The sequence below is a fragment of the Pseudogemmobacter faecipullorum genome (assembly GCF_020539525.1).
Classification (GTDB): Bacteria; Pseudomonadota; Alphaproteobacteria; order Rhodobacterales; family Rhodobacteraceae; genus Pseudogemmobacter; species Pseudogemmobacter faecipullorum.
The window spans coordinates 124,377-141,727 of record NZ_JACDXX010000007.1 but is presented as its reverse complement, the minus strand read 5'-3'; the positions used below and the strand labels follow the sequence as shown (position 1 = coordinate 141,727).

Annotated in this window: 12 protein-coding genes and 2 tRNA genes; 6 read left to right on the top strand and 8 right to left on the bottom strand. The window is 63.8% G+C overall.

The annotated features are described in order from the left end of the window. Positions 1 to 38: 38 nt before the first annotated feature. Together H0485_RS09430 and H0485_RS09425 are read right to left on the bottom strand one after the other, a co-directional pair. The gene (locus tag H0485_RS09430; RefSeq protein WP_226935120.1) at positions 39 to 1,931 is read right to left on the bottom strand and encodes an acyl-CoA synthetase; all 1,893 of its coding nucleotides are present in this window, start codon (positions 1,929 to 1,931) and stop codon (positions 39 to 41) included. Positions 1,932 to 2,084: 153 nt separating this feature from the next. Next, a complete protein-coding gene (locus H0485_RS09425; RefSeq protein WP_226935119.1) occupies positions 2,085 to 3,884 on the bottom strand; it encodes an ABC transporter transmembrane domain-containing protein in 1,800 nt (599 codons plus the stop codon). Positions 3,885 to 4,098: 214 nt separating this feature from the next. Here H0485_RS09425 and H0485_RS09420 point away from each other — a divergent pair, with 214 nt between their 5' ends. From H0485_RS09420 to H0485_RS09400, 5 genes are all read left to right on the top strand, one after another. Beyond that, complete coding sequence (locus H0485_RS09420; protein WP_226935194.1) at positions 4,099 to 4,929, top strand: alpha/beta fold hydrolase; 831 nt, start codon at positions 4,099 to 4,101, stop codon at positions 4,927 to 4,929. Continuing rightward, a complete protein-coding gene (locus tag H0485_RS09415) occupies positions 4,926 to 5,924 on the top strand; it encodes a threonine ammonia-lyase (RefSeq protein WP_226935118.1) in 999 nt (332 codons plus the stop codon). The genes H0485_RS09420 and H0485_RS09415 overlap by 4 nt, the downstream gene beginning before the upstream one ends. A gap of 42 nt (positions 5,925 to 5,966) precedes the next feature. Continuing rightward, positions 5,967 to 6,752 (top strand): alpha/beta fold hydrolase, encoded by a 786-nt coding sequence (locus H0485_RS09410; protein WP_226935117.1) that lies wholly within the window; start codon positions 5,967 to 5,969, stop codon positions 6,750 to 6,752. A 97-nt stretch (positions 6,753 to 6,849) separates the two neighbouring features. Beyond that, positions 6,850 to 6,924 (top strand) — tRNA-Gly (locus H0485_RS09405). Positions 6,925 to 7,090: 166 nt separating this feature from the next. After that, positions 7,091 to 7,165, top strand: a tRNA-Gly gene (locus tag H0485_RS09400). 168 nt (positions 7,166 to 7,333) lie between these two features. Here H0485_RS09400 and H0485_RS09395 read toward each other — a convergent pair. The 3 genes from H0485_RS09395 to H0485_RS09385 all read right to left on the bottom strand — a co-directional run bounded on the left by H0485_RS09395 (position 7,334) and on the right by H0485_RS09385 (position 9,947). After that, positions 7,334 to 7,987, bottom strand: a complete 654-nt coding sequence (locus tag H0485_RS09395) for a methionine ABC transporter permease (protein ID WP_226935193.1) — start codon at positions 7,985 to 7,987, stop codon at positions 7,334 to 7,336. 19 nt (positions 7,988 to 8,006) lie between these two features. Next, on the bottom strand, positions 8,007 to 9,071 hold the full coding sequence (locus tag H0485_RS09390) for a methionine ABC transporter ATP-binding protein (protein WP_226935116.1): 1,065 nt from the start codon (positions 9,069 to 9,071) through the stop codon (positions 8,007 to 8,009). Between the two features lie 72 nt (positions 9,072 to 9,143). Continuing rightward, on the bottom strand, positions 9,144 to 9,947 hold the full coding sequence (locus tag H0485_RS09385; protein ID WP_226935115.1) for a MetQ/NlpA family ABC transporter substrate-binding protein: 804 nt from the start codon (positions 9,945 to 9,947) through the stop codon (positions 9,144 to 9,146). Positions 9,948 to 10,283: 336 nt separating this feature from the next. Between H0485_RS09385 and H0485_RS09380 the strand changes: the two genes are divergently transcribed. Then, entirely contained in the window at positions 10,284 to 10,640 is a 357-nt protein-coding gene (locus tag H0485_RS09380; protein WP_226935114.1) for a DMT family protein, read from the top strand. Between the two features lie 79 nt (positions 10,641 to 10,719). Here the strand turns inward: H0485_RS09380 and H0485_RS09375 are convergent, their stop codons facing one another. The 3 genes from H0485_RS09375 to H0485_RS09365 all read right to left on the bottom strand — a co-directional run bounded on the left by H0485_RS09375 (position 10,720) and on the right by H0485_RS09365 (position 17,311). Then, entirely contained in the window at positions 10,720 to 13,668 is a 2,949-nt protein-coding gene (locus H0485_RS09375) for an Rne/Rng family ribonuclease (RefSeq protein ID WP_226935113.1), read from the bottom strand. Between the two features lie 546 nt (positions 13,669 to 14,214). Further along, a complete protein-coding gene (locus H0485_RS09370; protein ID WP_226935112.1) occupies positions 14,215 to 15,543 on the bottom strand; it encodes a sigma-54-dependent transcriptional regulator in 1,329 nt (442 codons plus the stop codon). A 7-nt stretch (positions 15,544 to 15,550) separates the two neighbouring features. Next, complete coding sequence (locus tag H0485_RS09365) at positions 15,551 to 17,311, bottom strand: sensor histidine kinase (protein ID WP_226935111.1); 1,761 nt, start codon at positions 17,309 to 17,311, stop codon at positions 15,551 to 15,553. Positions 17,312 to 17,351 lie beyond the last annotated feature (40 nt).

Sequence of the window (17,351 nt, the reverse complement as noted above, 5' to 3'; positions counted from 1 at the left end):
AAGCGGCCCGGAGGGGCCCCAGCCGCAGCCTCTGTATTTTACTTCTGCCATTCCCAGGGCCGGGTAAAGCTGCCCAGCACCGCATCCACCGCCTGGTCCCCGATCACGCCGGTGGTTTTCAGCCGGGCGACCAGGCCGCGTTTTTTATCCTCAAACACCTCATCGACGCTGACCGGCAGACCGGCCTTCTGCAGGGCGCCATCATAGATCCGGGTGATCGCCATACGGCGCAGATCGGGCTTGAACACCTTGCCCACCGCGGTTTTCGGCAGTTCGGGCAGGATCTCGATATATTTCGGCACGGCGGCGCGCTCAGAAATATGGCTCTCGGCATATTCCATCAGCTCGGCCACGCTGGTATTCGCCCCCGCCACCAGCTCGATATAGGCTGCAGGCAGCTCACCCGCATGGGCATCGGGCTGACCGATGGCACCGACCACGGCGACAGAGGGATGGCCGGTCAGCGCCTCTTCGATCACGGCAGGATCGATATTATGGCCGCCGCGAATGATCAGATCCTTGGCCCGGCCGGTGATGAAAAGATAGCCATCGGCATCGATCCGCCCCAGATCGCCGGTGCGCAGGAAACGCCCTTCGGCAAAGAGATCCTTGTTCTTATCAATCTCGGTATAGGTCGAGCCCTCAAACACGCCGGGGTTTGAGACGCAGATCTCCCCAACCTCATCGGTAGCCGCCTCGGTGAAACCGCCCATTCCGTCGCGGTTCAGGATGCGCACATGGGTATGCGGGAAGGGCAGCCCGACCGAGCCGATCTTCTTCACCCCCGAAGGCGGGTTGATCGAGACCAGACAGGTGCATTCGGTCAGGCCATAGCCCTCAACGATCTCGACCCCGGTCTCTTTCTTAAAGCGGTTATACAGCTCAACCGGCAGCGGGGCTGAACCCGAGAAGCCGCTTTTCAGACTGGTGATATCGGCATTGACCGGGCGCTGCATCAGCGCGGCCAGCGCGGTGGGTACGGTGATCAGATAGGTCGACTGATAGCGCTCGATCAGCTTCCACAGATTGTCGAACACCCCCTCGCCGCGATAGCCCGCCGGGGTCGGCAGCACGATATGCGCCCCCGCCTGAATCACCGACATCAGGATCGGATAGACCGCGAAAACGTGGAACAGCGGCAAGGGGCACATGATCACATCATCTTCGTGAAACAGCAAAGACGCGCCGAGCCAGCCATTATAGATCATGCCCGAGACTTTATGCTGCGCCACTTTCGGCATGCCGGTGGTGCCGCCGGTATGGAAATAAGCCGCCACCCGGTCTTCGGGCGGATCAGCAAAGGTCAGCCGGTCGCCGGGCTGTCTGGCCAGCGCGCTGTGGAAATTATGCACATTGGCGGTGTGATGCACCGGGTTTTTCGGCCGCACCAGCGGCACGATGAATTTCTTCACCCCGCTCAGATAGGTCAGCAGGTCAATCTCAAGCACATGTTTCACGCCCGGGGCATGGCGCACGGCCTCGGCAACCTTCTGGCCGATATCGGTTTTCGGGAAGGCGCGCAGAGTGACCACCACTTTGGCATTGGTCTCGCGCAGGATCGAGGAGATCTGGCCGGCCTCCAGCAGCGGATTGATCGGATTGACGATGCCCGCAACCATTCCCCCGAGCAAAGTCACTGCGGTTTCCATGGTATTTGGCAGCACATAGGCCACCACATCCCCGGGCCCGATGCCAAGCGAGCGGAACAGATTGGCCGCGCGTGTCACATCGCTGTGCAGCTCGCCCCAGCTCCGGGTGACCTTTGGCGCATCCGGCGCCGATAGCAGCTGATAGCTGATCGCGGGACGCGTGCCATGGGCCGATCTGGCGCGGCTGAGCGCCTCATAGATGGTCTTGGCGACATCCCGGTCTGCCCAGGCGCTCTGGGCCTCAATCGCTTTCAGATCCGCCAGAGTAGCGCAGCTGGTCATATATCCCCTCCCCTGTCCCGGTCTCCCGTCCGGGTTTGGATAAAAATGGCTGGTGGGATAAGCCTTGCCAACCATTATTCACCGCGAAAACGCAACGTCAGAGCGCGGAACCATGCCGCGCTCTGGTTTTCCATACCCGGTTCAGCACCCGGCTCAGGCCGCCGCACCTGCGGTAAACTGCAGCCGGGCCAGGCGCGCATAAAGCCCGCCACCCTCCACCAGCTCATCATGGCTGCCCTCAGCCACGATACGGCCATGCTCAAACACCAGGATCCGGTCGGCGCGCTTCACCGTGGCAAGGCGATGCGCCACCACAAGCGTGGTGCGGCCCTGCGAGAGCTGCTCCACCGCCTGCTGCACCGCCGCCTCGCTCTCGGCATCCAAAGCCGAGGTCGCCTCATCGAGCAGCAGCACCGGCGCGTCGCGCAGAATGGCGCGGGCAATGGCAATGCGCTGGCGCTGACCACCTGAGAGCATCACCCCCCGCTCGCCCAGCGGGCTGTCATAGCCCTTGGGCAGCGCCGCAATGAAATCATGCGCGGCGGCGGCACGCGCGGCGGCCTCGACCTCGGCATCCGAGGCTTCGGGCCGGCCGAAACGGATATTCTCGCGCGCCGAGGCGGCAAAGATCACCGGATCCTGCGGCACCAGCGCCATGGCCTGACGGAAATCGGGGCGTGACATGGCAGCCAGATCCTGGCCATCCAGCGTGATCCGGCCCTGCTGCGGATCATAGAAGCGCAGCAAAAGCTGCAGCATAGTGGATTTGCCTGCGCCCGACGGGCCAACCAGCGCCACGGTCTCGCCCGGACGGATGGTCAGGCTGATGCCGTCGAGCGCCGAAACCTCGGGCCGCGCGGGATAGCGGAAGCTGACATCCTCAAAGCGGATCTCACCCGCGACCGGGCGCGGCAGGGCCAGCGGCGCGGCCGGATCCTGCAGCGGATCCTCGGTCTCGAGCAATTCGGCCAGCCGCTCGGTAGCGCCCGCCGCGCGCTGCAGCTCGCCCCAGATCTCGGACAAAGCACCGACCGAACCCGCCACCAGCACCGCATAGATCACGAACTGGATCAGCTCGCCCACGCTCATCATGCCCGAGCGCACATCGCGCGCGCCGATCCACAGCACTCCGACCACCCCGGCAAAGACGAGGAAGATCACGATCACCGTCATCACCGCCCTTGTGCTGATCCGGGTCTTTGCCGAGCGGAAGCTCTCTTCAGTGACCCGGGCAAATTCTGCGCGGGTGACGGCCTCATGCGCATTGGCCTGAATGGTCTGAACCGCGCCAAGTGCCTCGGAGGCCATGCCCGAGCTCTGGGCAATCCAGTCCTGGTTCTCACGCGACAAGCGGCGCAGACGGCGGCCCAGTACGATGATCGGCACCACCACTGCCGGGACCAGCAGGAAGACCAGACCGGTCAGTTTGGCCGAGGTCAGAAACAGCATCACCATGCCGCCGAGCAGCATCAGCAGATTGCGCAAGGCGACCGAGACCGAAGAGCCGATCACCGAAAGGATCAGCGTGGTGTCGGTGGTGATGCGCGACAGCACCTCACCGGTCAGGGTCTTTTCAAAGAAGGCCGGCGAAAAGCCGGTCACCCGGTCAAATACCGCGCGCCGGATATCGGCGACCACACGCTCGCCAAGCCGGGTTACCACATAATAGCGCAGGCCGGTGCCAAGCGCGAGCAAAGCGGCAATGGCAAGGAAAGAGCCGAAGTAATCGTCGAGCAGCTCAAGCTGGCTGTGGCCAAAGCTGTCGACCACCCGGCGCACCGCCAGCGGCAGCACCAGGCTGACCGAGGCGGTCAGCACCAGCGCGGCAAAGGCCAGCACCACCATGGCACGATAGGGCCGCAGGAAGGGCGCGAGGCCAGCCAGGGCTGACACTTTGCGCGAGCTTGCGCGTTGCTCTGCTCCGTTAGGGGCGGTGACTGGCTTTCGGGCCATCGGCTTCTCCTGCACGTTCAGATCAGCGCGAGGGGAAGGGCCGCTGGGGCCCGCGATCGCTCAGTCGCTGATTCACCGGGGGTCTAAGGTGCAAACCCCCGCCGGGCAAGCGCGTCATTGCCGCTGCCCCCTTCCCCTCCGGCTTTCTCCACGCCAATCTGCGCTGAAACCCACCTTAAGGCTGAGGGGGAGTGCAGCTTTGCCGCAAAACCACATCACAGGCTATTTCACCGCCTCGGACGGGGCGCGCCTCGCCTATCTCGATGAGGGCGAGGGGCTGGCGCTGCTCTGCCTCGCCGGACTGACCCGCACCAAAGAGGATTTCGACCCCGCCCTGCCGGCGCTGCAGGGCTGCCGGGTGATCCGGATGGATTACCGTGGGCGCGGCGAAAGCGATTATACCGGCGCCGCCAGCTACAGCCTGCCGCGCGAAAGCCAGGACGCGCTGGAACTGATGGACCATCTCGGCATCGCGCGTTTTGCTTTGCTCGGCACTTCGCGCGGCGGGCTGATCGGGCTGGGGCTGGCCCGGTTTCACAAAGAACGCCTGCTCGGGCTTTGCCTCAATGATATCGGCCCGGAGATTGAACGCGCCGGGCTGGAGGCCATTGCCACCCGCATCGGCAAAACGCCGCAGGCTGCGAGCCTTGCGGAAATGGCAGAGCTGCTGGGCCGCACACCGGGCTTTGCCGGGGTCACGGATGAGGCCTGGCGCGCCATGGCCGGGCGGCTATACCACAGCCTGCCCGGCGGCGGCCTGAAGGCGCGCTATGACCCCGCGCTGCGCGAGGCCTTTCTCGCGGCCCTGAACGATCCCGCCCCGCCGCCCGATCTCTGGCCGTTCTGGCAGGCCACAGATCCGCTGCCGGTGGCGCTGATCCGCGGCGCGCATTCGGACCTGCTCAGCCAGGCGACCGCCGCGCGGATGCTGCAGATCCGCCCCGATACGATTTTTGCCGAAATCCCGGACCGTGCCCATGTGCCCTTTCTCGACGAGGAAGCGGCGCAGGCGGCCTTGCGGGCCTGGCTGGAGAAGATGCGATGACCCCTGCCCTGATTGATGCCGCCCATACCCGCGCGCAGGGACATCTGGCGCTGACCCCTTTGCTGAATGCGCCGCTGCTCGACCGTCTGGCGGGGCGGCGGATCTTTGTGAAAGCCGAATGTCTGCAGGTGACCGGCTCATTCAAGGCGCGCGGCGGCTGGGCGGCGGTCTCGGCCCTCGCCGGATCCTGCGCCGGGGTGCTGGCCATGTCCTCGGGCAATCACGCCCAGGGGGTGGCGCGGGCGGCGGCGGCGCATCACCTCGCTGCGGTGATCCTGATGCCCGAGGATGCGCCGGAGATTAAGATCGCCAATACAAAGGCCTGGGGAGCCGAGGTGGTGCCCTATAACCGTGCCACCACCGACCGTGATGCCCTGGCACGCGAGATTGCCGAGCGCCGGGGCTATGCCATGATCCCGCCCTATGACCATCCCGAGGTGATCGCCGGTCAGGCCTCGGTCGGGCTGGAGCTGGCCGAGCAGGCCCGGGCGGCCGGGGTGAGCGAGGCCGAGGTGCTGGTGCCCTGCGGCGGCGGCGGGCTTGCCGCCGGGATTGCCCTGGCCCTGGCGACGCGCGCCCCGGGGCTGCGGCTGCGCACGGTTGAGCCACGGGGCTTTGACGATATGGCCCGCTCGCTGGCCACGGGGACTGCCGCGCGCAATGCGCGGCTCTCGGGCTCGCTCTGCGATGCGATCCTGACGCCCACCCCGGGCCGCTTGACCCTGCCGCTGCTGCAGGATCTGGCAGGGCCCGGCCTTGTGGTCAGCGATGATCAGGCGCTTGCCGCCATGGCGCTGGCGTTTCGCAGCCTGCGCATCGTGCTCGAGCCGGGCGGTGCCGTCGCGCTCGCCGCAGCTTTGTTCAGCCCCGATCTGCCCGCGACAGTGATCTGCATTGCCTCTGGCGGCAATGTCGACGAACAGGTCTTTACCGAGGCGCTGCGCCGTCATCCGCATCAGTCCCATTCGCCTGAACAAAGCCCGCCTGCCTGCTAAGCCCCCGCTGCCTGATAAAGCCATCTGCCCGAAAAGACTGTTATGCCGCTGATTTACCTGCCTGAGCTGCGCCTTCACGCCCATGTAACCGGACCGGAGAACGGCGCGCCGCTGCTGCTGATCCATGGGCTTGGCCAGGATCACCAGCTGTGGCAAAGCCTGTGCGACCGGCTGCCGGGACACCGCATCCTCAGCTATGATCTGCGCGGCCATGGCGCCAGCGACTGCCCGCCCGCCCCCTATTCCATGGGCAGCCTGATCCGCGATGCCGAGCGGCTTTGTGAGCATATCGGTCTGAAAGAGACGGTGGTGATCGGCCATGGGCTTGGCGGTCTGGTGGCCCAGGGCCTGGCGGTGAAGCGGCTCGATCTGGTGCGCGGCCTTGTGCTGTCCCACACTGCCGCGCGGATCGGCTTCTCCAGCCAGTGGCAGGACCGGATCGCAAAAATCCGCGAAGGCGGGATGGCGGCTTTGCATGATCAGGTGATGGAGCGCTGGTTTGGCCGGGCCTGGCGCGATGCCCCCGGCCTCGAAGCGGTCTCGGCCCGTTTCCTGGCCACCCCGGCCGAGGGCTGGGCCGGTTGTGCCGCCGCCCTTTCGGGCAGTGATTTTTACCAGACCACCGCCACATTGCGCCTGCCCTGTCTGGCACTGGCCGGCACCGGGGATGGCGCCACCCCGGCCGATCTGGTGCGCGAGACTGCAGAGCTGATTCCAGGGCATCGATTCGGGCTGATCCGGGGCGCCGACCATCTGCCGATGCTCGGACGGGCCGATGAATATGCCAATGCTATCAAAACCTTCCTGTCAGAGATCGGCCATATCTGAGGAAAAACCCGCTTCGCGCATTTTTCACAGCCATCGGTGACATTTCCCTCTTGCGGCGCTCCGGCAGCTCGCCTAAACAGCCTCTCACCGAAACGGTGCGGGCGTAGCTCAGGGGTAGAGCATAACCTTGCCAAGGTTAGGGTCGGGCGTTCGAATCGCCTCGCCCGCTCCATTTCGGTCAAAAGCAAGGGCGCCTCAGGGCGCCCTTTTTGCTTTCTGATCCGCTGCTCCGGCGCGCCGTCGGATAAAATTGCCCGGCAAAGAAACTGCGCCTGACCTGCTCCGGCCCTCTTGCGCCCGTCTGCTGCCTAGCCTAAACACTGCCTCACCGAAACGGTGCGGGCGTAGCTCAGGGGTAGAGCATAACCTTGCCAAGGTTAGGGTCGGGCGTTCGAATCGCCTCGCCCGCTCCATTTCGGTCAAAAGCAAGGGCGCCCCAGGGTGCCCTTTTTGCTTTCCGCCTCCCCCGTTTTCCCCTGCTGTCGCAGCCCCTTGCCGGGCTGTGCTCATCCATTGCGCCGATAGAAAAACCCGCCTGCTTTGCAGCGGGCGGGTCGGATCAGTGCCGGTCTCTGCCGGTCTCAGCGGTGATCGATGCGCCGCGCCAGGGCATCACCGGCCCATTGCATCAGCGAGACCATAACAATCAGCACGATGACCACCGCCACCATGATCGCGGTCTCAAAGCGCTGATAGCCATAGCGGATCGCAATATCGCCCAGCCCGCCTGCCCCGACAGCGCCGGCCATAGCCGAAGCCCCGATCAGCGTCACCATGGTCACGGTAAAGCCCGAAACAATACCCGGCAGCGCCTCCGGGATCAGCACCTCGCGCAGGATGGTCATCCGGCTTGCCCCCATCGCACGCGCGGCATCGACCAGAGCGCGGTCAACCTCGCGCAGCGAGACCTCGGCCACCCGGGCGAAATAGGGCGCTGCGGCCAGGGTCAGCGGCACAATCGCGGCGCTGATGCCGATCGCACTGCCGACAATCAGCCGGGTCAGCGGGATGGCGGCGACCAGCAGGATGATGAAGGGCACCGAGCGCAGAGCATTCACCACCCAGCCCAGGCTGCGGTTGATGAACAGGTTCTGGAAGATACCGCCCCGGTCTGTGGTGACCAGGATCAGCGCCAGCGGCAGGCCGATCACAAAGGACAACAGCCCCGAGACCCCGGTCATGACGATGGTTTCCCAGGCCCCTTTGACCAGTAGGTCAAACATCGGCCGGGTCATGGCCCAGCCCAGCAGGGTCTCAAACATCTGCGGGGACATAGCCGAGCACCTCCGTCGCGGTGGTTTCAGGTTTCAGTTGTGCCAGCACCCGGGCCACAGCCCCGGCCTCAGCCGTGCCAATGGCGAGGAACAGACGGCCATAGGGCTCGCCCTGAACATCATTCAGCCCGCCATGCAGCAGCCGTGCCGGACGGCCGGTGATGGATTCGATCCCGGTCAGCAGCGGGCGGCGGGCCGCCTGGCCATAGACATCAACGCGCAGCAAAGCCTGCAGGCCAGGTGCGGCTTCGGCGCGGATCTGGGTCGCAATATCGGCAGGCAGCACCGGCGAGAGCCCACGCAGCAACGAGCGGGTGGTCTCAGCCTGGGGGCTGGCCAGAACCTTTGCCACCGGCCCCTGTTCGACGATCCGGCCAGCATCGAGCACCAGAACCCGGGTGGCAATCTGCCGCACCACTTCCATCTCATGGGTGATCATCAGAATGGTCACGCCAAGCTGGCGGTTCACATCTTTCAAGAGCTCAAGAATGGCCTGAGTCGTCTCGGGATCCAGCGCCGAGGTCGCCTCATCCGAGAGCAGCAGCAGGGGCTCGGGGGCCAGCGCCCGGGCAATGCCGATGCGCTGTTTCTGCCCGCCTGACAGCTGGGCCGGATAGCTCGCGGCCTTATCGGCAAGGCCGACGAGGTCGAGCAGCTCCATCACCCGCTTCATCCGCTGCGCGCGCGGCTGGCCGGCGATTTTCAGCGGCAGCGCGATATTCTCGGCCACAGTCTTGGCGGAGAGCAGGTTGAAATGCTGGAAAATCATCCCGATACGGCGCCGCACCGGGTTCAGAGCCTGTTCTGACAGGCCGGTAATATCCTGACCTGCGATGATCACACGGCCCGCCTGGGGCCGGTCCAGCCCGTTCAGGCAGCGGATCAGCGTTGATTTCCCCGCCCCCGAGCGCCCGATCAGACCGACGATCTCGCCGCGTTTCAGCTCGAGTGAAATATTATCGAGCGCCGGCCGGTCCGAAAACCGCCGCTCTACATTTTCCAGTCGCACAACCGCTCCGGTCGCGCCTGTCTCTGCCAGCACCATGGCCTGCCCCTTCAAACAATCAGGGCGTCCGGAGCCTCCGGACGCCCTGAGTTATTTATTTATAGCCGCGTTTTACCAGGAGGTCACGGCTGCGCCCTTATAGGCATCCGCATAGGATTGCTTGACCGCATCCGACTGGAAAGCCTGTTTCAGGCTGGCGACCCAGGCGGCATCCTTATCTTCGCTGCGAATGGCAATGAAGTTCATATAGGGGTTATTCTCGCCCGATTCCTCGGCGATGCGGCTGTCGAGCAGCTCGGCTTTGGCGGCCCAGTCGGTGTTCACAACGGCGGCGTCGAGATCGTCAATCGCGCGGCCAACCACACCGGCGTCAAGCTCACGCAGGTCATAGCCTTTGGGGTTTTCGCTGACATCAATCACCGTGGCGAGGATACCGGCTTCCGGTCTGACTTTGATCAGCCCCAGCTGCTCGAGCACTTTGAGCGCACGGCCGCCATTCGACGGGTCATTCGGCACGCCGATCACCGCGCCATCCGGCAGTTCGGCCAGCGAGGCATATTTCTTAGAATAGACACCGATCGGGAAGATCGCCGTGTCGATGGCAATCTCGATCTCATAGCCATGCGCCTCTTTCTGGGCCTCCAGATAGGGGCCGTGCTGGAAGGCATTGGCATCGATCTCTTTACGCGCCAGCGCCTCATTCGGCTGGGTGTAATCATTGAAGATCACGATTTCGACATCGAGGCCAAGCGGTTTGGCCTGCTCAGCCACGGTGGCCCAGACGGTCTCATCCTCGCCGCCCATGATGCCGACTTTCAGCGCGGTATTTTCAGCCAGAGCAGCGACAGGAGCAAAGAAAGCGGCGGTCGCCAGAGCGAGCGCACCACGACGGGAGAGAGAGAAAAGCGCGGACATAGCAGCCTCGGTTTTAATCACGGCACGACGGACCAGCCCGTCGCCATTGCAGAGAATATCCTTCCCCTGAAGCGCAGATGCAAGCGTATCTGCCGGAAAAGGATTTCAAAATTTCCCGCAAGGAGAGAACGAAGCTGCTGTATTCTGCCCTTATGGGCGATTTTGGTCTGCCGCAGGAAAATCGCCCGCAAAAGCCGCGATTCCCAGGATCTGCAGCTGCCCTAACGGCAGGCGCCCCCCCTTCCGCAGGCGGCGGCGAAAGTTTAGCCTCAGCGCAGATCCCGCGCCCGGCGCGGCCCGCTTTACCGCCCTTCCCCTCGCACCAAGGTATCCGCCATGTTTGGCCTTCCCGTCCCGCTTGTGACCATCCTGCTTTTGCTCGGCTCAAATATTTTCATGACCTTCGCCTGGTATGGCCATCTGAAAGACGGCAATGAGGTGCCGATCTTCAAAGTGATCCTGATTTCCTGGGGCATCGCTTTCTTCGAATATTGCCTGATGGTTCCGGCGAACCGCATTGGCTATAGCCATTTCAACGCCGCCCAGCTGAAGACCATCCAGGAGGTGATCACCCTCACGGTCTTTGCGGCTTTCTCGGTGCTTTATCTGAAAGAGCCGCTGATGTGGAACCACCTGCTGGGCTTTGCCTTTATCGGCCTTGGCGCGTTTTTCATTTTTCACAAATGGGTCTGAACCGGCCCGCGCGGCGGTTCAGGCAGAATTAAAAAAGGGGGCCAGACGGCCCCCTTTTTTAATCTTCTGTCAGAGGGTCTCAGCGACCTGCCGACCACCAGCCCTTGCGGCGCGGCGCATTGCTCTCGGCGCTGTCTGCTTCGGCAGCAGGTACAGCTGCTTCCTGGGCCGGCGCTTCCTGGGCTGCCACTTCCTTGGCTGGGGCAGCCACCGGGGCCGGAGCAGCCGCCGGGGTCCCGGCGACAGGTGCAGTCTCACTCACCACAGCTGCAGCGGCGGTTTCCGCCCCCGGTTCAGCGGCGGTGACTTTTTTCGCACGGCTGCGGGTTGCCTTCGGCTTCACCGGCTTTTCGGCCGGTTCGGCAGCGGCCTCAGCCTCGGCAGTGACAGCCGGTTTGGCTTTAGCACGGCTGCGACGGGCAGCGGGCTTTTTCGCGGGGGGTTCTGCGGCCGCGGCAGGCACTGCTTCGGGCGCTTCCACTGCCTCAGCGACGACCGGTGCAGCTGCTGCGGCAGGCGCTGCTTCGGTTGCGGCTTCCGGGGCTACAGCCTCCACCGCCACATCCTCAGCGGCGCTCACCGGGCTGGCAGCGAGTTCTTCAGCCTTAACAGCCCCCTTGCGGCTGCGCGGCGCGCGGCGGCGCTTGGGTGCAGCCCCGGCTTCCGGCGCCTCAGCCGGCTCTGCCGCAACCGGAGCATCCGCAACCGGCTCAGCCCCGACCGGAGCCACCGCGGTTTCGGCGCTGGCCTCAGCAGCCTCATCCTCGCCCTCTTCGCCCTCGTCGCCATCATCTTCGGCCGAGGTTTCCGCGCCCTGCTCATCACGGCTGCCACCGCGACGACGACGGCGACGACGACGGCGTTTCTTGCCACCATCTCCATTCGGATCGCCAGCCTCGGCACGCTCGGCCTGGGTCTCCCCGGCCTCGGCGGCTTCCACAACCTCTTCGGCCTCTTCGATTTCTTCCTCGAAGGCCTCGTCGATCAGATCCTCGTCCTCATCCTCGGCCACCGGCGCGCCCATCAGACCGGCATGGCCCGAGATCACCGTGCCGGGTTCCGGCAGAGCACGGGTCGCGGTCTTGAACTTCTCGATCGAATAATCGGGCGAGATCAGCGAAGGATCGGCTTCCATCCGCACAGCCATGCCATAACGCGCCTCGATCAGGGCGATATGCTCACGCTTATGGTTGAACAAATAGTTAATGATGCTGACCGGGGCCTTGAGCAGCACCTCTTTCGAGCGCTTGCGCGTGCCCTCTTCTTCCAGAGCCCGCAGGATGGTCAGCGCCATGCTGTCATCCGAGCGGATCAGACCAGTGCCATGGCAATGGGCGCAGGGCTGGGTGGTCGATTCCAGCATACCCGGACGCAGGCGCTGACGCGACATTTCCATCAGGCCAAAGCCCGAGATACGGCCGATCTGAATACGGGCGCGGTCGGTTTTCAGCTTGTCTTTCAGGCGCTTCTCGACGGCGGCGTTATTCTTACGCTCTTCCATATCGATGAAGTCGATCACGATCAGACCGGCAAGGTCGCGCAGACGCAGCTGGCGTGCCACCTCATCGCAGGCCTCAAGGTTGGTCTTGAGCGCAGTATCCTCGATCGAGCCTTCCTTGGTGGCACGGCCCGAGTTCACATCGATGGCAACCAGGGCCTCGGTGATGCCTATAACGATATAGCCGCCCGATTTCAGCTGCACCACCGGGTTGAACATGCCACCGAGGTAGCTTTCGACCTGGAAGCGCGCGAACAGCGGCATCGGCTCATCATAGCGTTTCACCTGACGGGCATGGGCCGGCATGATCATGCGCATAAAGTCTTTGGCGGTGCGGTAGCCCGCCTCGCCCTCGACCAGCACTTCCTCGATCTCGCGCGAATAGAGATCGCGGATCGTGCGCTTGATCAGATCGCCCTCTTCATAGATCGCGGCAGGCGCGACCGAGCGCAGGGTCAGATCGCGGATCTGCTCCCAGAGCCGCATCAGATATTCGTAATCGCGGCGGATCTCGGGCTTGGTGCGCTTGGCACCGGCGGTGCGGATGATCAGGCCTGCGCCTTCCGGCACCTCCAGCTCGCCCGCGATTTCTTTCAGCTTCTTGCGGTCAGCCGCCACGGTGATCTTGCGCGAAATGCCACCGCCACGCGCGGTATTCGGCATCAGCACGCAGTAACGACCGGCGAGCGAAAGATAGGTGGTGAGCGCTGCGCCTTTATTGCCGCGCTCTTCTTTCACCACCTGGACCAGCATGATCTGCCGGACCTTGATCACTTCCTGGATTTTATAGCGACGTGCGCGCGGACGGCGCGGCGCCGAGATTTCCTCGGCCACATCCTCGTCAGCGATCGATTCAATCTCATCGGCAGCATCGGCAGCAGCCTCGCCGCTGGTATCCTCAGCGTGATCCTCTGGACCGGCAGCGGAGGGAGCCTCTGCTGCTTCTGCAGCGGCTTCAGCGTCAACCTCTGCCGGAGCGACAGCCGCTTCAACCGGGGCTGCAATCGCCTCAGCCGCTGCCTCACCGCCAAAGGGCGCACCAAGGGCATCAACCGCCCCTTCCGGGGCCTGGGCCGCATCATCGCTCAGATCGATGACATCCATCGCGCCGGTGCCGGGCTGATCGCTGCCCCGCACATCGCCCGAAACCACCGGATCGGCGGCGGCGCGTTCGGGGCGCGGCGAGCCGGATTTGCGGCGGCGCGACGAGCGGTGATTTTCTTCTTCTTCTTCCTCACGCGCAGCAGCGCGCTCTTCTTCAAGAAGCGCGCGGCGGTCAGCGACCGGGATCTGGTAATAATCCGGGTGGATTTCGGCAAATGCCAGGAAACCGTGACGGTTTCCGCCGTAATCCACAAAGGCCGCCTGCAGCGAGGGTTCGACCCGCGTCACCTTTGCGAGATAGATATTCCCCGCCAGCTGACGCTTGTTCAGGGTTTCAAAATCGAATTCCTCGACTTTGTTTCCGTCCACGACAACCACGCGGGTCTCTTCCGCATGGGTGGCGTCGATGAGCATTTTCTTAGCCATAGTGTTCCATTGCGCCCCGGGCGCAAAACAGCCCTCGCCCGCCGTTCAGACGGGTCGGGAGGGACATCATAGGGTGCGGGGCGGCTTGTCTGAGCGCAGGCAGCAGGCACAGACAGCCGGGCCCTGCCACTGGGGCAGGCCTCGTTATTTGCTGCAGTGCTTACGCGCCTCATCGCGGTTTACTTTCCGGAGGCCTGCGGCCGCCGTTCGTTCGAGCCATCCGAGGCCGACGCTGACGCGCGACATCTGTCCGGCAATGTGCACAGCCTTACGGCCGATCCGGCTCCCCGCCCCTGCAGCGCGGCTGAGCGCGCCAGGCAGTCGGGATGGGAGAGAATTCCTGTGACCATCAGCGATGGCCATGGGCGGAAACTTACGTCCAAAGGTAAGGAGAGAGCAATCAAAATTTCACCAACCCCCCCCTCGCAGCCCGCAACACCCGCCGCCACAGGCCTGATTTCCGCCTGGTGCCGCAAGCTCCCGGCATGAAAAAAGGCAGGGATGGCTGCGCATCCCTGCCCCCGGTTTCTGCCCTGCGCGCCCGGCTCAGACGTAATCCGAGCGCTGCAAAGCGTATTTCGCCATTTTCTCATTCAGGGTGCGGCGCGGCAGGCAAAGCTCCTCCATCACCGCCACGATCGAGCCCTTATGGCGGCGCATGGTATTATCGATCAGCATGCGCTCAAAGGCCTCGACATATTCCTTCAGCGGCTTGCCCTCGGTGGTCATTGCCGGGCCGGTGGCCTCGTTATCGGCCATCAGCAGCGAGGCAATCGAGCCCGATCCGCGCCGGTTCTGCAACACGGCACGCTCGGCAATATTGACCATCTGCCGCACATTGCCCGGCCAGGGCGCCTGCAAGAGCTGCGCCGCCTCCTGCGCGGTGACCTGCGGCGCGTCACAGCCATATTCCTCGGAGAACTGTTCCGAGAGACGGGTGAAGAGCTGCAGAATATCCTCGCCCCGCGCGCGCAGCGGCGGCAGGACGATGATCATCGCACCAAGCCGGTAGAACAGATCGGGGCGCAAGGCCTGTTCCAGTGTGATATCAGCCGCATGCTGGTTGCGGATCGCGATAATCCGGGTCTCGGGCGGGGTGCCCTGATCATTGATAAAGGTCAGCAGCCTTGCCTGCAGCCCCTGGCTCAGCGCCTCGATATCCTCAAGGCAGAGCGTGCCGCCACGCGCCTCTTCGACCAGCGGGATCGCGCCATCCTCGCCCGGGCCAAACAGCCGGGCCGAAAGCTGATCCTCGGACCAGGCGGCGCAGGAGATCGAGACGAATTTCTTCGAGGCACGCGGCCCGACCGCATGGAGCGCATGGGCCACCAGGGTCTTGCCGGTGCCGGTCTCGCCATCGATCAGCACATGGCTGTCGGCCTGGCCGAGATCGAGAATATCCTCGCGCAGCCGCTCCATCGCCGGCGAGGTGCCGACCAGTTTTTGCATGATGGTCGAGCCATCCGACAGCTCTTTGCGCAAAGCCCGGCTGTCGAGCGTCATGCGCCGTGCCTGGGTGGCTTTCTTGGCCAGTTCGGTCATCCGGTCGGGGTTAAACGGCTTTTCCAGGAAGTCAAAAGCACCGACCCGCATCGCCTCTACCGCCATCGGCACATCGCCATGGCCGGTGATCATGATCACCGGCAGGCCGGAATCGAGGCTCATCAGCTTTTTCAGGAAGGCCATGCCATCCATGCCGGGCATCTTAATATCAGACACCACCACACCCGAGAAATCGGGGCCGAGGGATTTCAGCGCCTCCTCAGCCGAGCCATAGGTTTCGGTATCAAAGCCCGAGAGCGCCAGCCACTGGCTGATCGAGGCCCGCATATCCGCCTCGTCATCGACAATCGCCACTTTCATCGCTCGTGCCATTCAGCCCTCACTCTGCTGCTTGCTGACCAGACGACAGGATCGGCAGCTGCATTTCGAACACTGCACCGCCCTCTTCGCCATTATGGGCGGTCAGGCGACCCCCCAAGTCTGTTACAATGCCCGAGGAGATTGCGAGGCCAAGGCCCACCCCTTCCCCGGGTTTTTTGGTCGTGTAGAAAGGCTCAAACAGATTATCGAGATCGATAATCCCATGGCCGTTATCGCGCACTGTCAGCGTCGCGGTCTCACCTGCCGACAAAAGCATGTCGATCTGGGGCGCATTCACATCGCGGATTGCATCCAGTGCATTTCTCAGAAGATTAATAATAACCTGCTCAAGACGGATCCGGTCTGCCATGACCATCACCGGCTGGCGCGGCAGCCCGCGCGTGATCTTCACAACGCGACTTTTCAGCTGCGGTTCCATCATCGCCAGAGCCGAGGAGACGCACATCCTGAGATCCACCGGCTCAAAGGCCTCGCCGCCCTTGCGGGCATAGCTTTTCAGCTGACGGGTGATCGATCCCATCCGCTCGATCAGATCATCAATGCGCTGGAACGAGGACAGAGCCTCATCGGGGCGTTTGCGCTGCAACAGCAGACGCGCCCCCGCCAGATAGGTTTTCATCGCGGCCAGCGGCTGGTTCAGCTCATGACTGACCGCTGCCGACATCTCGCCCAGCACCGCCAGTTTTGAGCTTTGCTCCAGCGTCTGCTCGGCGACCTGCAGATTGGCCTCGACCTTCTCGCGCTCGGCAATCTCGCGCTGCAGCCGGGCATTGAGCGCCCGCAGTTCCGCCGATTCCCGCTGCAGCGACAGCGAGCGCGACCAGGCCCGGCGGGTCAGGAAATAGAAGGCGATCGACATCACGATGGCAAAGCCCATGATCTCGAGCGCCAGAATGGAATTCACCTTCTCACGCACCTGGGCATAGTCGACGAAAGTGACGATGCGCCAGCCCCGGAACGGGATCCGCGCCTCGGTCTTCATCACCGGCGTGCCCTGCATCCAGGCCTCGGGCGCCGGGCGGGCCCAGTCGGTCGAGGCCTGCCAGGCCTGCTCAATCGCTGAAGGCGGCTCGGTCTCGGCCATGGCCTCGGTCAGCGAGCGGCCGCGCCATGCCGGAACCGTGGTCAGAATGACCGTGCCTTCCGAATTGGTGACCACCACCGCATCATTCAGCCCCGACCAGGCGCGCTCATATTTCAGCAGATCGACCGAGACGACGATGACGCCGAGCACTTTGCCATCGGCGCGCAAAGCCCGGGAATAACTGAAATCATAGCCGCCGGTCTCGCGCGGGCTGGCGGTGAAAATGGTCTCATTGGTGCGCTGCGCATCGACGAAATAGCTCTCCGAGCGGAAAATCGTCGACAGGATATTGCGGTTGGTCGCGCCCACCACCCGGCCATTCACATCCAATAGCCGGATCGAGGCGACGCCGATCTCGGCCTGCAGCGCGATCAGCTTGGCCGAGGTGCGCGAGAAATTGCCGTCGCGCAGAGCCTGCAGCAGATCCGGGTCGCGCGACAGCAGCAAGGGCACCACCGAGGTGCGCTGCAGTTCCGAGACCAGGTTGCCCGAGTAAAGCGCGAGGCGCACGTCGGAGCGGCCGCGTGCGCCATCGCTGAAGCGGTCGTTCAGCCAGCGGTTCGACACCAGCACCACGCCGATTGCGGCAATGATCAGCAGGATCACCACAGCCTTCACCCGCCAGGGCAGGCCCTGCGGTCTTTCACTGCTGTCGGCTGAGCGGTCGCTGATCATGGCCGCAGATTAAGTTGCCCCCAGGCGCCCCTCAAGGCAG

Bases quoted from the DNA above. Each gene is read 5' to 3' on its own strand.
- H0485_RS09430 (WP_226935120.1), bottom strand. From the start codon at position 1,931: ATGACCAGCTGCGCTACTCTGGCGGATCTGAAAGCGATTGAGGCCCAG.
- H0485_RS09425 (WP_226935119.1), bottom strand. From the start codon at position 3,884: ATGGCCCGAAAGCCAGTCACCGCCCCTAACGGAGCAGAGCAACGCGCA.
- H0485_RS09415 (WP_226935118.1), top strand. From the start codon at position 4,926: ATGACCCCTGCCCTGATTGATGCCGCCCATACCCGCGCGCAGGGACAT.
- H0485_RS09410 (WP_226935117.1), top strand. From the start codon at position 5,967: ATGCCGCTGATTTACCTGCCTGAGCTGCGCCTTCACGCCCATGTAACC.
- H0485_RS09395 (WP_226935193.1), bottom strand. From the start codon at position 7,987: ATGACCCGGCCGATGTTTGACCTACTGGTCAAAGGGGCCTGGGAAACC.
- H0485_RS09390 (WP_226935116.1), bottom strand. From the start codon at position 9,071: ATGGTGCTGGCAGAGACAGGCGCGACCGGAGCGGTTGTGCGACTGGAA.
- H0485_RS09385 (WP_226935115.1), bottom strand. From the start codon at position 9,947: ATGTCCGCGCTTTTCTCTCTCTCCCGTCGTGGTGCGCTCGCTCTGGCG.
- H0485_RS09380 (WP_226935114.1), top strand. From the start codon at position 10,284: ATGTTTGGCCTTCCCGTCCCGCTTGTGACCATCCTGCTTTTGCTCGGC.
- H0485_RS09375 (WP_226935113.1), bottom strand. From the start codon at position 13,668: ATGGCTAAGAAAATGCTCATCGACGCCACCCATGCGGAAGAGACCCGC.
- H0485_RS09370 (WP_226935112.1), bottom strand. From the start codon at position 15,543: ATGGCACGAGCGATGAAAGTGGCGATTGTCGATGACGAGGCGGATATG.
- H0485_RS09365 (WP_226935111.1), bottom strand. From the start codon at position 17,311: ATGATCAGCGACCGCTCAGCCGACAGCAGTGAAAGACCGCAGGGCCTG.